The organism is Micromonospora sp. CA-269861, assembly GCF_050948505.1.
Taxonomy (GTDB): Bacteria; Actinomycetota; Actinomycetes; order Mycobacteriales; family Micromonosporaceae; genus Micromonospora.
Genome location: NZ_CP192014.1, coordinates 5,373,950 through 5,387,883, shown reverse-complemented (window position 1 = coordinate 5,387,883; position 13,934 = coordinate 5,373,950). Strand labels below are relative to the sequence as shown.

Genomic DNA, 13,934 nt, shown 5'->3' with positions numbered 1-13,934 from the left:
GTGCGACCCCGCTCGCCTAGCTGCAGGCCCTGGTGCCCGCCTCAACTCGGATGGAACTCGCGGAGTTTGGCTGTGTCCCCGCGCGAGCTGGCGGCGTAGCCTCACACTGCAGCCTCACACTGGTCCCGCGGGAGTTGTCGTCACCCATGCCGAATGGTCTAAGCGGAAGTTCGGAGCGGTACCTGTACGAACGGCTCCACGAGAAGCGCTTCCAGCAGTTGGTCAGCGCTCTGCTGGCGTTGCAGCATCCCGGCGTTACGTGCTTCCCGGTCGGCCAGAGGGACGGCGGGCGAGATGCCGTGCTGAAGAGTGAGGGCAAGCCCGCCGTCATCTATCAGGTCAAATGGGCGAAGGAGTCGGCCAAGAACCCGATCACTTGGCTTACCTCGACCATCAACGAGGAGAAGGACAACATCAAGCGCCTCGTGGCCGATGGCGCCCAGTCCTACGTGCTAATAACGTGCATCGCGGGAACGAGCGCGCCTGCCACGGGCAGCATGGACAAGCTCGATGTGAAATTGGACGAGTACTCGAGGCAGTTTGGCATTCCGATGACGTGCTGGTGGCGTGCGGACCTCGATGCACGTGTCGACAGCGCGCCTCGGCAGCTGCTCTGGTCATACCCCGAGATGCTCGCCGGCCAGGACGCAGTCCGGTATGTCATCGAAGCTGACAATGTTGCCGCCAAAGAGCAAGGGCTTCGTAAACTACTGCTTCAGGTGATCGCGACCCAATGGGAAGAGGACGCGAAAGTCAAATTCCGGCAGGTCGAGCTGGATACCTACAATTTGCTGGACCTTTTCGTCGATGTGGAGGCTACTCGGATCGCCGCGCCCGACGAAAGGATTCGCTACAGCCTGCGAGGAGCGCCACACCGGGCTCCATCGCGGCCTGCGCCGGCCAGTCTCCCGGACTCAGCGCAAGCTTTGAAGGAGGAGACGAGGCTCGGCGGGGCGGCCCAGTATCTTCTCAGCACTGCCCAGCCGCTGACTCTGGTACGTGGCGAACCCGGGCAGGGCAAGTCGACCCTCGCGCAATATCTGTGCCAACTTCATCGCGGTGCCTTTCTCCCTGAGGGCCGGTATTTCGCCGGACCACGACCGGCGCTGACTGTGGAAACCCCCAGGCTGCCATTGCGGGTCGACCTGCGCGACTACGCCCGATGGCGGGCAGGAGAGGACCCGTTCGCGGAGGACGAGGCACCGCCGGTCCGCCAGCGACGTCTATGGCCGTCGCTCGAGAAGTTCCTCGCGCATCTGATGACCTCTCGAGGCCCGGGCATCGAGGTCTCCGTCGACCTCGTCACCGACGTGATCAATCGGTTTCCGATGCTCATCGTTCTCGACGGTCTGGATGAGGTGGCCCATCAGGAAACCAGAGCACGTGTGGTAAAGGAGATCAACGAGCTCGCCGCGCGCATGAGCACCGGCACCACGACATCGCAGCTGATCGTGACCACACGTCCGAACGCCTCGGGACTGGCGGAGCCGTCTGCGGACAAGTTCGAGACGATCGCGCTGATCCCCCTCAGCCCCGCGCTCCGCACCGCATATCTCCGGAAGTGGGCGGACGCCCGCGGTCTGCGAGGTGCGCCTCGTCGTGCCTTGGAAGGCACGTTCCGCCAGCGATCGATCGAGCCGCACATTGAGCATCTTGCCGATAACCCAATGCAGCTGACGATTCTGCTGTATCTAATTCAGAAGCGCGGTGACTCAGTCCCGGATGGGCGGACCCAGCTCTTCAAGGCGTACATGGAGACCTTCCTCGACCGGGAGTCGGAGAAGAGCCCTTCGGTCCACGAGCACCGTGACGACCTCGAAGAGGTCACGGCCTTCCTCGGCTGGTATCTGCAGGCGAATGCTGAGACGGATGCTGCGGCCGGCCGAGTGCCGACAAGGACTCTCCGTAAGGCGATCCTCAACTATCTCGACGATGTCGAGAAGGACACGACTCTCGTCGACGATCTCTTTACCGCTGTGACTGAACGTGTGTGGGCGCTGACCAGCAAAGTGCAAGGCACATTTGAGTTCGACATCCAAACAATGCGAGAATTTTTCGCCGCCGCCTATCTTTGGGGCTTCGCCGGCGCCGACCTGCGGACCTTCGATAAGTCGACCATCCTGGGGGAACTTGCTCGGCGATCCTACTGGTTAAATACCTGCCGATTCTTCGCCGGTTTTGCCGATCCGAACGAGTTGTCAGGGCTGGTAGACGTTCTGGAAGAGGAGTTCGAAAGCCATTCGCGTCCGATGCAGGTCCGGCTCGCCGCTTGGACGCTGTTGTCCGACGGTGTTTTCACCCGGCAGAAACGAGCGCTGAAGCGAGCTACGCAGTTGTTCGTCGATGCACTTAGCGTGCGCCTCATCCTGGACGAGCTCGACCGAGGACAAGGGACCCCGTTACACGCGCGGGCCGCCCGGCCGCTGACCCACGACCGCGGGGCGGACCACCTGGTCTCAGTCCTGCTGCAGAGAGTCGAGGCAGCGCCAGGCGACAGCATGAGCCGGGAGCGTCTCAACCTTGCCCTGCAACTCGACGGCGTCTCGGCCGATTGGTGGGCACCGAGGATGGCCGCTGCAGCGGGCACTGGAGATGAGATGGCATGGCTTCGCCTCGGCGTGCCGCTTCGGGGCGGGGCCGCGATGGAAATGGATCAGACCGAAAGGCTCAAGATCGGCTGCGGGGAAGCCGCTGAGCTGGCATTGAGCGCAGGCGTGAAGGCGACTCCGGGGTCGGCACTCGAACGACAGATGGTCCAAGCTGTACTCGACGGACAGTGCTCCGACGCGAGGCTGGGCGCGGTTAGCGGCATTGCGGGCGACTTGATTCAGGTGCTTAATCCGAGGCGGTTCCTGGCCAAGGCGGTTAGGGATACCTGGGATCCGTCGGCCCCGAGTAGGCTGCAGGCGCCCGATGGACAGAAACGCGACCGTACGCGCAGGGAGGCGCAGCGGCGCCTTCTGGAGCGCGATCCCCGTTTCGCTCGGATCCTCGAAGCGATGCGACTCGGCCGTGGTCAGACCGGCACAACGTCAATTTGGAGCGACACCGCAAGGGAGATCGCCGCTCTGTACGGCCCCTGCTGGCTCGGCGCCGAGCTCGCCGTTATCGGCGCAGCCATCTCGGATAAGCGTTGGACAACCGGCGGCACCTTTACCAAAGGGGCAGAACCCTTCGGCCCCAACCCTGATTACGGCACGTTGCTCCAAGCGATCCGATTCGGTCGCTCGGACGCCGGTTGGTGGGAGTGGCACTTCGACGCACACGCAGATCCACTGTCGCGAGCAACCTGGTGCCTCGCCCTGATCTGCGTTGGCAACAGCAACGTTGTCCTTGCTAACATTGACCGGCTTGACGCCGCCGTACGCACCCTGCCAGCAGCCCTGCAGCGGGCTCTCAGCAGCAGCTCCAGTCGTATCGGTCTCTCAGGGCTCGCCCGGCGGCTTCCTGCTGGCTTCCTGTACCAGACAGGACCTGATGACGTGGACGAGCGGACTGCCGCGGAGGACCTGTCCACGGCCCAAGGGGGGCGGACCCTTGATGCCCGGGGGGCGCTGCCCGGTGACAACCCGGACGGGTTTGAGCCCTACGACACCCTTACGGCGCTACTTATCGCCCATCACCAGCACGATGACGATGGCCAACTGGCAGGCATACCTGACGAGCAACTCGCAGACATGGGGCGATTCGGTCGCGCTGGCTGGCCCGGACTTCACGGGCTGACCTTCCGCATGCTGGAGCGCCCCTCGGCGGCACTTCTTGACGGCATCCGCGCCTACGGACCCGACGTTGCCATCGCATTGCGCGACGACATGCTCGACCGCATTCCCCCGCGGCTACTCAAAACAATCTTAGATGACGCCGGCAAGTATCCGCTTGGCTGGGTCATCGCAGCCGAGAAAGCCATTTCGCGGATGCACCGCGATGAACCACTTAGCCAGGTAGCCCAATCCAGGAGCTGGTTTCTAGGAACAGGCTAAGAAGCATGTGATGTAGGCGGTCCCCGCCATCGTGAACCTGCCTGGCGCAATTCGTGCAGGACGGAGGCACCCCGCCTCCCGGAGAGTGGCCGGGGCCGGAGCCAACTCGGATCGGCTGATCGTCCTTGGGCCCCCGGGGCCCTCAGCCGAATCAATGCCACCCAGGCGCGCCACAGCATTCGAACGGGAGAAGCGGTGACCGGTACAGCGGACATGTTCTCGGCACCAACCTTAAGGCAGCGCCTGCGGGGGACTAGGTCAGCAGTAGTAAAGGGGATCTCGGAGCTTGGGAATCCGCGGCTCGACGGAGGGTTGCACCTCCTCCTTCCTGTCGCGGCTATGGCTGCCGTCGTCTTGTTCGTTACGTTTTTCTTATTTCTTTGGACTACTGTCGCCATCCTCTCTGGATTCAAGGCCCCGAATGATAAAACTCTGCCAGCCGTTTTGACGGCTGCAGTTAGTCTGACAGCTCTCACTGGAGCGTCACTTGGCGCTGTCTATGCATTCCGAAAGCAGGTTCTAGCGGAACGCGAAGGACTCCGCGCTGACCAGCAGGTATATTCGGACCGATATGTAAAAGCCGCCGAGCTGTTGTCCCATGAGCGGCCCTCCGCCCGCCTCGCCGGCTTGCACTCCATGGCGGTCCTTGCTGATGACTGGTTCGAAGGGCGAACGCCCTGCGTCATGGCCATTTGCTCATACCTGCGGCTACCTACGCTCGATTTGAAATCAGATACTCCAGATCTCGGCGAGAGTGAGGTTCGTCGAACCGCCTGGAAAGCGGTTCGCGCCCGCTTGCTGGACCCAGGCAGCAGGGGCGCCTGGCACTCGCAAGAGCTCGACTTCTCTGGAGGGCACTTTGACAATGTGGATTTGGATCAGGTCAAGCTCGAAGGAGTCCGCCTTCAATTCCGAAATTGCGTCTTCCGAAATGGTGAATTGAGGCTTAGGGCGGCAACACTCCAGGATGCTGTCTTGGACTTCACTGGATCAAGCTTCCACAGCTTCAAGATTATGATGCAAGGCACCGAACTCGGGGGAGAAAGCGTGGTTTGCTTCGACGAGACGACAGTCACCGAATCCTCCTTTGAGCTAGACCGCATGAGAGTCGGGTCTAGCAGTCACCTCCTGCTGAGACAGGCCGAGGTCTCGGACTCGGCGCTGAAGTTTGACGCGGATAGCGAAGTGTTCTTCTTCCAGCAGCGGCACTCGGTGATTGATGGAGAAGTGGATCTTTCAGAGAGTCGACTGTCCCGCACACGACTCTCCATGCATGCCTATAAGCTAACGGGCCGCCTTGTTCTGAATGACGTTACGACTCAAGACACAGAAATCTCGGTGCCCTCTCAGATATCGGGCGATTCATACGTAAACCTTGATGTTAAAGCGGACGGTCCGACAGAGATTCGAATTGGTCCGGGGAAGTTCACCGGAAGAGATCTGCGTATCAGGCCGTCAGGAGACACCCCCGGCATGCTTGAAGTAAGCTTCAATACCTTTCACCTGGCGGGCGGGGAAGTGCTCATCAACCCTATGGTTCCATGCTGGAAGAGCTTTAGGTTTGACATGATTCACAAGCAGGAGGGGAAGTTGGTGATTGGTGGCGATTTCGATACGGGTGTGGAGGTTGACATTGACCGCTTCGCTGAGATCGAGACCTACTGACCCTCAAGGCACGCCTTCGGTTGTGGCCAAGAAACCCTAAGTCGGGGGCAGCATATTAGTCGCTATGCGTAGATCGTCCATGCCCTCCACGTGGCTGCGGCATGCACCCCGCCACTCAACCGGTGCGTACGTGCGTTGAACGTCCAACGCGGGCAGAATGTCGAACGTGACGAACCCTGACCTCGACGCGGAGTGGTGGACGACCTCGGACGTCGCCGCATACCTCGGGGTGCGGGTCGGCACGGTGGCGACGTACCGGAAGCGGGGGCAAATGCCCGCGCCCGACCTCACCGTTGGACGGACGCACGTGTGGCGGCCGGCGCACATCGTCAGCTGGCATGAGGCGCGACCGCGACCCGGTGTCGGCGGCAGGTCGCGGGCGGAGCTTCAATCGCCTTCGGGCGACGACGCTGAACGCTAGGCGCTCGGTGCGGTCTTGACTGCCCGCAGCTCGTCTGCGAAGTCCCGCGTCTCTGGCGCGTCCGGGTACTGCTTCGTCAGCACTGACGATAGGTCCGTGGCCACCATGGCGAGCGATGGCAGCGACCGCCGGTTCCCGCTGAGCGCCTGGCGGCCGAGGTCGACGGCACGATCCAAGTTGCCGGCTCGTGCGGCCACGACCCCAAGGGTGATCTGTGCTTCCGCCACTCTCATCGGCTTGCGTACGATGCCGCTGCTGTCAGTGGATGAGCGGATCACCTCGTCCGCGTAGACCTCGGCAAGCCCGTTCTCGCCGACGATCCGGTAGCAGTCCATCGCGTAGAAGTCGAACTTGGCCGGGTCGACCACGAAGTGGTGATCCAGGTTCTCCGGGTACGGCAGCCCTTCAAGGATGCGGCGGCCTTGGTCTAGGGCAAGCTCGACTTGACGCCGGTCCCCCATTCGCGCCCACGCTTTCGCCCGCTGGGCGGCTAGTTGGACTGCCACGCTGTGGTGCGGCGCGGCTGCCTCGCCTGCTTCGGCGGCGGCGACTACGCCGCGAAAGTCACCTGCGGTTAGCGCGTACCACGCTCGCATCTCCTGCGCCCAACCGATGACGTTCACGTCCCCGGACTCTTCTCCGAGCTGCAACGCTGCCCTGCGGGTCGCCTCGGCTTCGGTGCGTCGACCCATGTCGTACTCAACGCAACCCACCAGAAGGGCGACCGTTCCCGCCAAGGTAAGCAGCTCCCTGTGCTGGGCGAGCGTGAGGCGCGCGTCGAGAAGTGCCGTCATGCGCCGCAGCCACGCGTGTCCCTCAATGCGCAAGTCTGCCGAGTCGGCATAGGGATACTCGCTGCACAGTCTGTCGGCGGTAATGCGTAGCCCTTCTAGGGTCGCTTGGGACAGGTCGGACGCACGCATCCGGGTCACGATTTCGAGGGTGTCCAAGCCGGTGCCGGCGATCAGGGTCTTGTCGATGTCATCGCGGCCACGTCGGGGGAAGGACGCAGCGGTGACAGTGCCGAACGTCGCCGCGATGAGGGTCTTGTAGAAGTCGTCCGGCTCAGCGTCGCCCGACTCCCAGCGCTTCCAGTTGCGGAGCAGGCTGCCGTTTGACGGCAGCTCGGACGAGGCGTGCGCCCGAAGGGCTTCAACCGCCTCGGCTTGCGACCACCCTCGGGCGGCCCGTTCATTCCGGATGCGCCGAGCCCACAGAGGCCGGCCCTCGCCCGCGCTGCCCGTGTCTCCCATAAGCCCAGTATGGCCCCGCCACCGGGGTGACAGGGAAGGGGACAGTGGCCTGACCCCGCAGTGACACCTGTCGTTGGCTGAATAGCTGAGCGATCGTCATATCTACAAGTTCCGTTGTCCGAAGATCACTGACCCGTTGGGGCTGGCGATCAACGGCGCGGTGTCGTAACGTCCGGAGTACTAACTCGGTTAGTAATTTGGACCACCGAGGGGAGTCGAGGCATGGCAGGAAGGTTGTTCGGTGAGCGCCCGGTGGGCGCGGTGACGCTGGTGGAGACGCCGGTGTCGCGGTCGTACGCGCAGAAGGCTCGGGTGGCGTTCCTCGTCGTGGCGGCGTCCGTCGCCCTGGTGGTGGCCGCTACCGCGTCGGTGGCGCTGCCGCTGGTGCTCGCGGTGGTGGTCGGGCTGTTGTCCGGCGGGGTGTGCGGTCTGGTGGTCGCGTCCGTGGTCCGGGTGTGGCCGGCGCTGCGGGCGCTGTGGTGGTGGGCGTTCGAGATCGTCACTGCGGTCACGGTTTTCGTGGGCATGGCGTACCTGTCTCGGGCGACGCATCCGGCGGTGCCGCTGGTGCTCCTGGCCGTGGCACTGGCCGTGGTCTTCGGTGTCGGCCGGCTTCGTCGGCGGGTGTCGGCGTGGGTGTGGTGCGTGGTGGTGCGGCACCGGCTGCGGTTGTGCTTCGCGGAGTTCATCCGCTCCGCGTCGCGGCTGCACCCGGGTCGGCTGCCGCTGATCCTGTGGGCGCGGCCGACCCCGGCCGGTGAGCGGGTGTGGGTGTGGCTGCGACCGGGCCTGGACCTGACGGACCTGGACGGCAAGGCGGACAAGCTCGCGGTGGCCTGCTGGGCGGGCGAGGCGCGGATGGTCCGCGCGTCGGCCAAGCATGCCGCCCTGGTGCGGGTCGACATCACCCGTCGTGACCCGCTGACCGGTCTGGTGGCGTCGCCGCTGTCGGCCTGGGTGGCGTGGATGCGCGACGAGGACGCCCCGGTATCGCCGGCTATGCCGCCGTTGGGCCTGGACCTGCTCGACGTGCCGGAGCCGGCACCGGAGCAGCGCAATCCGCGCCGCTGAAATCAAGACTCACACGCCCTGACCGGGGTGTGTGCGGTGACCGCCAACAGGGGGGTTCACCTCCATCAATCTCGGAGGAGATCGCAATGGCAAACGACACGACCGTGACGGTGGTCGGCAACCTGACCGCCGACCCGGAGCTGCGGTTCACCCCGGCCGGGGTGGCGCTGGTGAAGTTCACCGTGGCGTCCACGCCTCGGGTGTTCGACCGCAACTCGGGCGAGTACCGCGACGGTGACCCGCTGTTCCTGACCTGCACCGCGTGGCGGGACCTGGCGGAGCACATCGCCGAGTCCCTTGCCAAGGGCACCCGCGTGGTGGTGGCCGGGCGGCTGCGGCTGTCGCGGTGGGAGAACGAGGAGGGCGAGAAGCGCTCCGCGTACGGCCTGGACGTCGACGAGGTCGGACCGTCGCTGCGGTTCGCCACGGCGACGGTGAAGAAGATGGCCCGCACCCGCAACGGGGACGGGTTCACTCCGGAGACGCCGGCGGATGACCCGTGGTCGACCGCCGCGACGGCGTCGGCGGCCTGAGCGGCGGTGCGCTGATGTCGACGCTGACCGTGCCCGCCGTACCGGGTGGCATGCCCGCTGACCCGGCCGTGTCGATCTTCGACCCGGTGCATGTCGGGGTGGACGAGTTCGGCCACCCGGTGCGGGTCCCGCTGATCTACCGCAACTTGTTGATCGGTGGGGAACCGGGCGGCGGCAAGTCGACCCTGCTGAACCTGATCGTGGCTCACGCGGCCCTATCCCTGGACTGTCGGCTGTGCCTGCTGGATGGCAAGCAGGTGGAGTTGGGTCAGTGGAAGAGCTGCGCGGACGTGTTCGTCGGCCCGGACATCACGCATGCCCTGGCCACGCTGCGGCGGATGCAGATCGTGATGGACAACCGGTACGCCTACCTGGAAGTGGAGGGCCGCCGGAAGACCCAACGCGATGACGTGTTCAGCCCGATCCTGGTCGCCATCGATGAGATCGCCTACTTCTCGGCCACCGTCGGGGACAAGAAGACCCGGGAGGACTTCGCGGGTCTGCTGCGGGACCTGGTGGCTCGGGGCCGGGCGGTCGGCATCATCGTCGTCGCGGCGACGCAACGCCCTTCGTCGGACATCATCCCGACGAGCCTGCGGGACCTGTTCGCCTGGCGGTGCGCCTTCCGGTGCACCACCAACGTGTCCTCCGACATCGTTCTGGGGCACGGGTGGGCAGACCGTGGCTGGTCGTCGAACACGATCAGCCCGACCAACCCCGGGGTGGGCTTGCTCATCGCCGAGGGCGGCACCCCGCAACTGATCAAAGCCGCGTACCTGGATGACGAGGCCTGCGCCCGGATCGCGACCTATGCCGCCCGGATGCGGGCCGGCCTTCGTCGGGAGCGTGCCGCATGAGTATCCGTATTCGACCCCGGCCGGCCACGTCTCCGACCTGGCCTGCCGCCGATGACCACCTGACGCATCCGGAGTGGTGCGCCCGAGGGCACGCCTGCGGCCTGGGCGAGCACCGGGCACAGCCGGTGACCCTGCGGGTTCCCGGTCGCGGTGTGGTGGTCCTGACCCGGGTGCTGGCCGCCGACGGCAGCCAGCACGCCGAGATCCGCACCCGCATCAGCCTCGTGGCCGGCGACACCAACGCCCGGGCGCACCTGATGCGGATCGTCACCGAGTTCGACGCGGCCCTGCGGCGGATGGTCCGCCCCCAGCGCCGAACCCGATAGAAACGGGCCGGCAGCACCGGGATCAGCCCTGAGAAAGCACCCCGGAGACAGCCGACCCGCCCCATCAACAGCCCGGAAGGAGCTGCCGTCATGCACGCTACCCAAAACACGGTTACCGAGCAGGTGACCACCCCGGCCCGCACGCTGCGGGACGCCGCCCTGTACCTGTCCCGCCACGGCTGGACGCAGGGCGCCTACTACGACGCCACGTCGGGGTCGTTCACGCCCCCGGCCTGTCTGGTCGGCGCGGTCGGCATGGTCTGCTACGGCGGACCTGTCGACGCCCCGGCTCAGATGTTCGACGCCCCGGAGTTCGCTGACTTCGCTGCCGCGTTGACCTACCTCGACTGGTACTTGGCCCTCCGATTCGGCGACAGCCAGTACTACGAGAGGCTGGACAACGCCTACGACTTCAACGACGCCAGGGGCCAGACCGCCGACGCTGTCATCGCCGCGCTGAACGCGGCGGCCGATGCGTGGGACCGCACCAACACTGGTGCGGCATGAACAAGAACACCGTCAAGCCCGGCTTGACGCGCACCCGTACCAAGCGCGCCAAGCGGTCGGTGGAAACCACCGAGTTCGACGCGTTCGTGCGGCGCATCCTGCGGGCGTATGCCCGTCGGGTCGCTGCCGGCGACATCGAGGCGCTGCGGTCACTCGCGGCGCTGTCCACCGATGTGGACGCCATGACCCGGCTCGCTGTCACCGGTCTGCGGCAGCCTCCGTACCGGTACTCCTGGGCGGAGATCGCCGACCGGCTGGGCGTGTCTCGGCAGGCGGTGCAGATGCGCTACGGCGATCGCGCCGACCGGATCGCCCTGGACGAGCGGCTTGTCCGCGCCGGCCTCGGCGTCACGGTGGCGATCCTCGCGCAGGTGTTCGCCGATCACCACCCCGGTAGCCCGGCACGGTCACTGTGTCCGGGCTGCGGCTTCCGCTACCCCGACGGGGTGACGGACTGCCCGACCAACGCCACCGTCCGCCCGCTGCTCTACCGGCGACGTGGCGAGGACAAGCAGGCGCTCAGCATCCTGACGCCTGACCAGTTCGCCGACCTGCACAACCTCAAGACCGCCCGGTCCAACCGGACGGCATCCCGCAGGGCGGCCCAACCCACGTCGCTGCCTTCCGCCGACGAGCCGGCTTTGTTCGGCCTCGCTGATGGGAGGGCCACGGCGTGACCACCAACCCGAATCCAACCTCTACCCGGCTGGTGGCCGGTGAGCCCCGGTTGGCGTCGATCGCCTCGTGGGCGGTCCTGGCCGCGTCGTTCGGCCTGTCCGCCTCCACCTGGATCGCGCTGGCCGAACTCGCCGGCTTCACCGCCCGCATCACGATCCCCGGCACCTCGGTCAGCCTCGCCCTGGCCTGGCTGATGCCCATCGCGGTCGACGGCTACGTGGTCGTCGCCCTGGTGCTGTGGATGGCTCCCGTGCCCGCACGGGTCGCCGCATTCGCCAAGAAGAACACCTACGGTGCGGCCGGCATCGGCATCGCTGCCCAGTCGGCCTACCACCTGCTAGACACCATGTCCACCAACGTCGAACCCTGGCGCGTGGTCCTGGCCGCGATCGTCGGCGCACTGCCCCCGGCCGTCGCCGGACTGGCCGTGCACATGCGCGCTCTGCTCCGCCGGGAAAGCGGCCGAACCCTGACCGCCACCACCGGCACCGTCCCGGCACCCGCCGAGACGCCAACCCCAACCATGACCGTTCCCGCCGCCCCGGCACCGCCGCCCGGCCGGCCCAAGCTGCCCATCATGCCGACCATCGACATGGCTGAACCGGCACTGACGCCGGCCCAGCCCGAGATCCCGACCCCGGCCCAGTTAGCCACCCGGATCACCGCACCGCGACCGGCCCCCACCCCGGAGCCGTCGACGTCCGCACTCGATGTGACTGCCCGCCTCGCCCGTCCCCGACCGAGCAAGCCCGAGACCGCCCCGGCACCGACGTTGGCACCGTCCACCACTGACACTCCTGTCACCGCGTCTGACGCTGCCCAACTTCCCCTGCCGATCGTGGCCCCGGACCTGCTCGCCCGAGCGACCCGCGTCGCGAAGCAGTACCGCACCGAGCACGGCACGCCGATCACCCCGGGCCAACTGGCCGTCCGCCTCAAGGTGACCTCCGATGAGGCCACGCAAGCCCTCGCGGTCCTGGACCTCGACCCCAACACCGACAACCGACCCGTCCGATCCGCCAACGGACGCGCCGTGAAGGCGACCCGTTGACCGTCTCGACGCTGACCGTCGTACCCGAAGCACCTGCTTCGGGTACGGCCCCGTGCGCCGAGCCGACCGCCCCACCCTGGTACGCCACCTCCGCCGACATCAGACTGCAAGCCGCCGCCCGGCTAACCCAACCCGACCTTGCCGAATGGCTTCGCCACGTCCGCCCGGCCGCCGGCTGCACCCGCCCGGTCCGCCTGGTCGGCACGATGGCCACCGTGGAGGTCGCCACCGGCCGCCTCCTGTCCGAGCGGTCAACGGCCGACATGCCCGACGGCGTCATCTACAAGCCGTGCGGCAACCGACGCGCCGCCGTGTGCCCGACCTGCTCCAGGCTCTACCAACGCGACGCCTACCAGGTCGTGCGCGCCGGCCTCGTCGGCGGCAAGGGCGTACCGGAGCAGGTGGCGCACCATCCGGCGGTGTTCCCGACCTTCACCGCCCCGTCGTTCGGCGAGGTGCACACCCGCTACGTCAAGCGGCACACCTGCACCCGCCGCAGCTCGTGCGACTGCCGGCCGGAGCCCTGCCACGCTCGCCGGGAGTTGACGGTCTGCCCGCACGGCGTGCGGCTGGTCTGCTTCGCTCGCCACGAGGAGACGGACGCCCGGTTGGGCACGCCGCTGTGCCTGGACTGCTACGACCACGACGCCCAAGCGGTCTGGAACCTCTCGGCCGGGGAGCTGTGGCGGCGCACCACCATCGCCATCAACCGCTACATGCACCGCCTGGCGAAGGCTCGCGGCATCCCCAATGTCCCGGTCGTCTCCGAATGCGCCGGCAAGACCCGGTGGGTGTCCCCAGTGCGGCTGTCGTTCGGCAAAGCCGCCGAGATGCAACGACGCGGCGTCGTGCACTTCCACGCCATCATCCGCCTCGACGGCCGCGACCCCGACGACCCGGACGCCATCGTCCCGGCCCCGCCGCAGCTCGACGCCGACGACCTGGTGGCCGCCGTCGACCACGCCGCCGCCACCGTCGGCTTCACCACCCCCGACCATCCCGCCCACCCCGGTGGCTGGCAGATCGCCTGGGGCACTCAGGTGCTCACCAAGGTAATCACCGTGGCCGGGCGGGGTGAGGTGACCGACGCCCAGGTCGCCGCGTACCTGGCCAAGTACGCCACCAAGTCGACCGAGGTAACCGGCCACGCCTCGAATCGGCTGACCAGCGACACCATCGACATATTCGCCGACCCGGCCGGCACCCACACCGAACGACTGGTTGACGCGTGCTGGATGCTCGGCATTCCCCGGGACTGGCGGCGGCTGCGCCGCTGGGCGCACATGCTCGGCTTCGGCGGCCACTTCCTCACCAAGTCCCGCCGCTACTCGATCACCTTCGCCCTGCTGCGCAACCAACGCGTCGTGTTCCGCCGCGCCCAGAGCAGCGGGCCGCAGGAAGCCGCGGCCGACACCGAGCCGACGACGCTGGTGGTCAACTTCCTGCAATTCGTGGGCGCCGGCTGGCACACCACCGCTGACGCGCTGCTCGCCAACGCCTCCGCCGCGATGGCCCGAGAGCACCAAGACGCGGCACGTGAGTACCTGCAGGCCCTCGTCGCCTGACGCGCGATTCAGCGTCAAGCCCACCTT

General features: G+C 66.5%; 11 protein-coding genes. 10 read left to right on the top strand and 1 reads right to left on the bottom strand.

The window, feature by feature from the left end:
* Positions 1–299 precede the first annotated feature (299 nt).
* Positions 300–3,980, top strand: a complete 3,681-nt coding sequence (locus ACQP0U_RS24545) for an NACHT domain-containing protein (protein ID WP_433311264.1) — start codon at positions 300–302, stop codon at positions 3,978–3,980.
* 195 nt (positions 3,981–4,175) lie between these two features.
* Positions 4,176–5,645, top strand: a complete 1,470-nt coding sequence (locus tag ACQP0U_RS24540; RefSeq protein WP_433311262.1) for a hypothetical protein — start codon at positions 4,176–4,178, stop codon at positions 5,643–5,645.
* Between the two features lie 417 nt (positions 5,646–6,062).
* Here ACQP0U_RS24540 and ACQP0U_RS24535 read toward each other — a convergent pair whose 3' ends face one another.
* On the bottom strand, positions 6,063–7,319 hold the full coding sequence (locus ACQP0U_RS24535; RefSeq protein ID WP_433311259.1) for a helix-turn-helix domain-containing protein: 1,257 nt from the start codon (positions 7,317–7,319) through the stop codon (positions 6,063–6,065).
* Positions 7,320–7,541: 222 nt separating this feature from the next.
* Here ACQP0U_RS24535 and ACQP0U_RS24530 point away from each other — a divergent pair, with 222 nt between their 5' ends.
* The 8 genes from ACQP0U_RS24530 (at position 7,542) to ACQP0U_RS24495 (ending at position 13,907) form a co-directional block, all read left to right on the top strand.
* Positions 7,542–8,390 carry a hypothetical protein gene (locus ACQP0U_RS24530; protein WP_433311257.1) on the top strand — a complete coding sequence of 283 codons (849 nt, stop codon included), beginning with the start codon at positions 7,542–7,544 and terminating at the stop codon, positions 8,388–8,390.
* 68 nt (positions 8,391–8,458) lie between these two features.
* Positions 8,459–8,923 (top strand): single-stranded DNA-binding protein, encoded by a 465-nt coding sequence (locus ACQP0U_RS24525; protein ID WP_433321092.1) that lies wholly within the window; start codon positions 8,459–8,461, stop codon positions 8,921–8,923.
* Between the two features lie 50 nt (positions 8,924–8,973).
* On the top strand, positions 8,974–9,780 hold the full coding sequence (locus ACQP0U_RS24520) for an FtsK/SpoIIIE domain-containing protein (RefSeq protein ID WP_433321089.1): 807 nt from the start codon (positions 8,974–8,976) through the stop codon (positions 9,778–9,780).
* Positions 9,777–10,106, top strand: a complete 330-nt coding sequence (locus ACQP0U_RS24515; RefSeq protein WP_433311254.1) for a hypothetical protein — start codon at positions 9,777–9,779, stop codon at positions 10,104–10,106. Before ACQP0U_RS24520 ends, ACQP0U_RS24515 begins: the two co-directional genes overlap by 4 nt.
* Before the next feature lie 90 nt (positions 10,107–10,196).
* Positions 10,197–10,613 (top strand): DUF6197 family protein, encoded by a 417-nt coding sequence (locus ACQP0U_RS24510; RefSeq protein WP_433311251.1) that lies wholly within the window; start codon positions 10,197–10,199, stop codon positions 10,611–10,613.
* Complete coding sequence (locus tag ACQP0U_RS24505) at positions 10,610–11,290, top strand: hypothetical protein (protein ID WP_433311248.1); 681 nt, start codon at positions 10,610–10,612, stop codon at positions 11,288–11,290. Before ACQP0U_RS24510 ends, ACQP0U_RS24505 begins: the two co-directional genes overlap by 4 nt.
* Complete coding sequence (locus ACQP0U_RS24500) at positions 11,287–12,342, top strand: hypothetical protein (protein WP_433311246.1); 1,056 nt, start codon at positions 11,287–11,289, stop codon at positions 12,340–12,342. Before ACQP0U_RS24505 ends, ACQP0U_RS24500 begins: the two co-directional genes overlap by 4 nt.
* Entirely contained in the window at positions 12,339–13,907 is a 1,569-nt protein-coding gene (locus ACQP0U_RS24495) for a replication initiator (RefSeq protein WP_433311243.1), read from the top strand. Before ACQP0U_RS24500 ends, ACQP0U_RS24495 begins: the two co-directional genes overlap by 4 nt.
* Positions 13,908–13,934: the final 27 nt, after the last annotated feature.

Excerpts from the sequence above, each read along its gene's own strand:
- ACQP0U_RS24535 (WP_433311259.1), bottom strand. The coding sequence starts at position 7,319 with ATGGGAGACACGGGCAGCGCGGGCGAGGGCCGGCCTCTGTGGGCTCGG.
- ACQP0U_RS24520 (WP_433321089.1), top strand. The coding sequence starts at position 8,974 with ATGCCCGCTGACCCGGCCGTGTCGATCTTCGACCCGGTGCATGTCGGG.
- ACQP0U_RS24505 (WP_433311248.1), top strand. The coding sequence starts at position 10,610 with ATGAACAAGAACACCGTCAAGCCCGGCTTGACGCGCACCCGTACCAAG.
- ACQP0U_RS24515 (WP_433311254.1), top strand. The coding sequence starts at position 9,777 with ATGAGTATCCGTATTCGACCCCGGCCGGCCACGTCTCCGACCTGGCCT.
- ACQP0U_RS24530 (WP_433311257.1), top strand. The coding sequence starts at position 7,542 with ATGGCAGGAAGGTTGTTCGGTGAGCGCCCGGTGGGCGCGGTGACGCTG.
- ACQP0U_RS24510 (WP_433311251.1), top strand. The coding sequence starts at position 10,197 with ATGCACGCTACCCAAAACACGGTTACCGAGCAGGTGACCACCCCGGCC.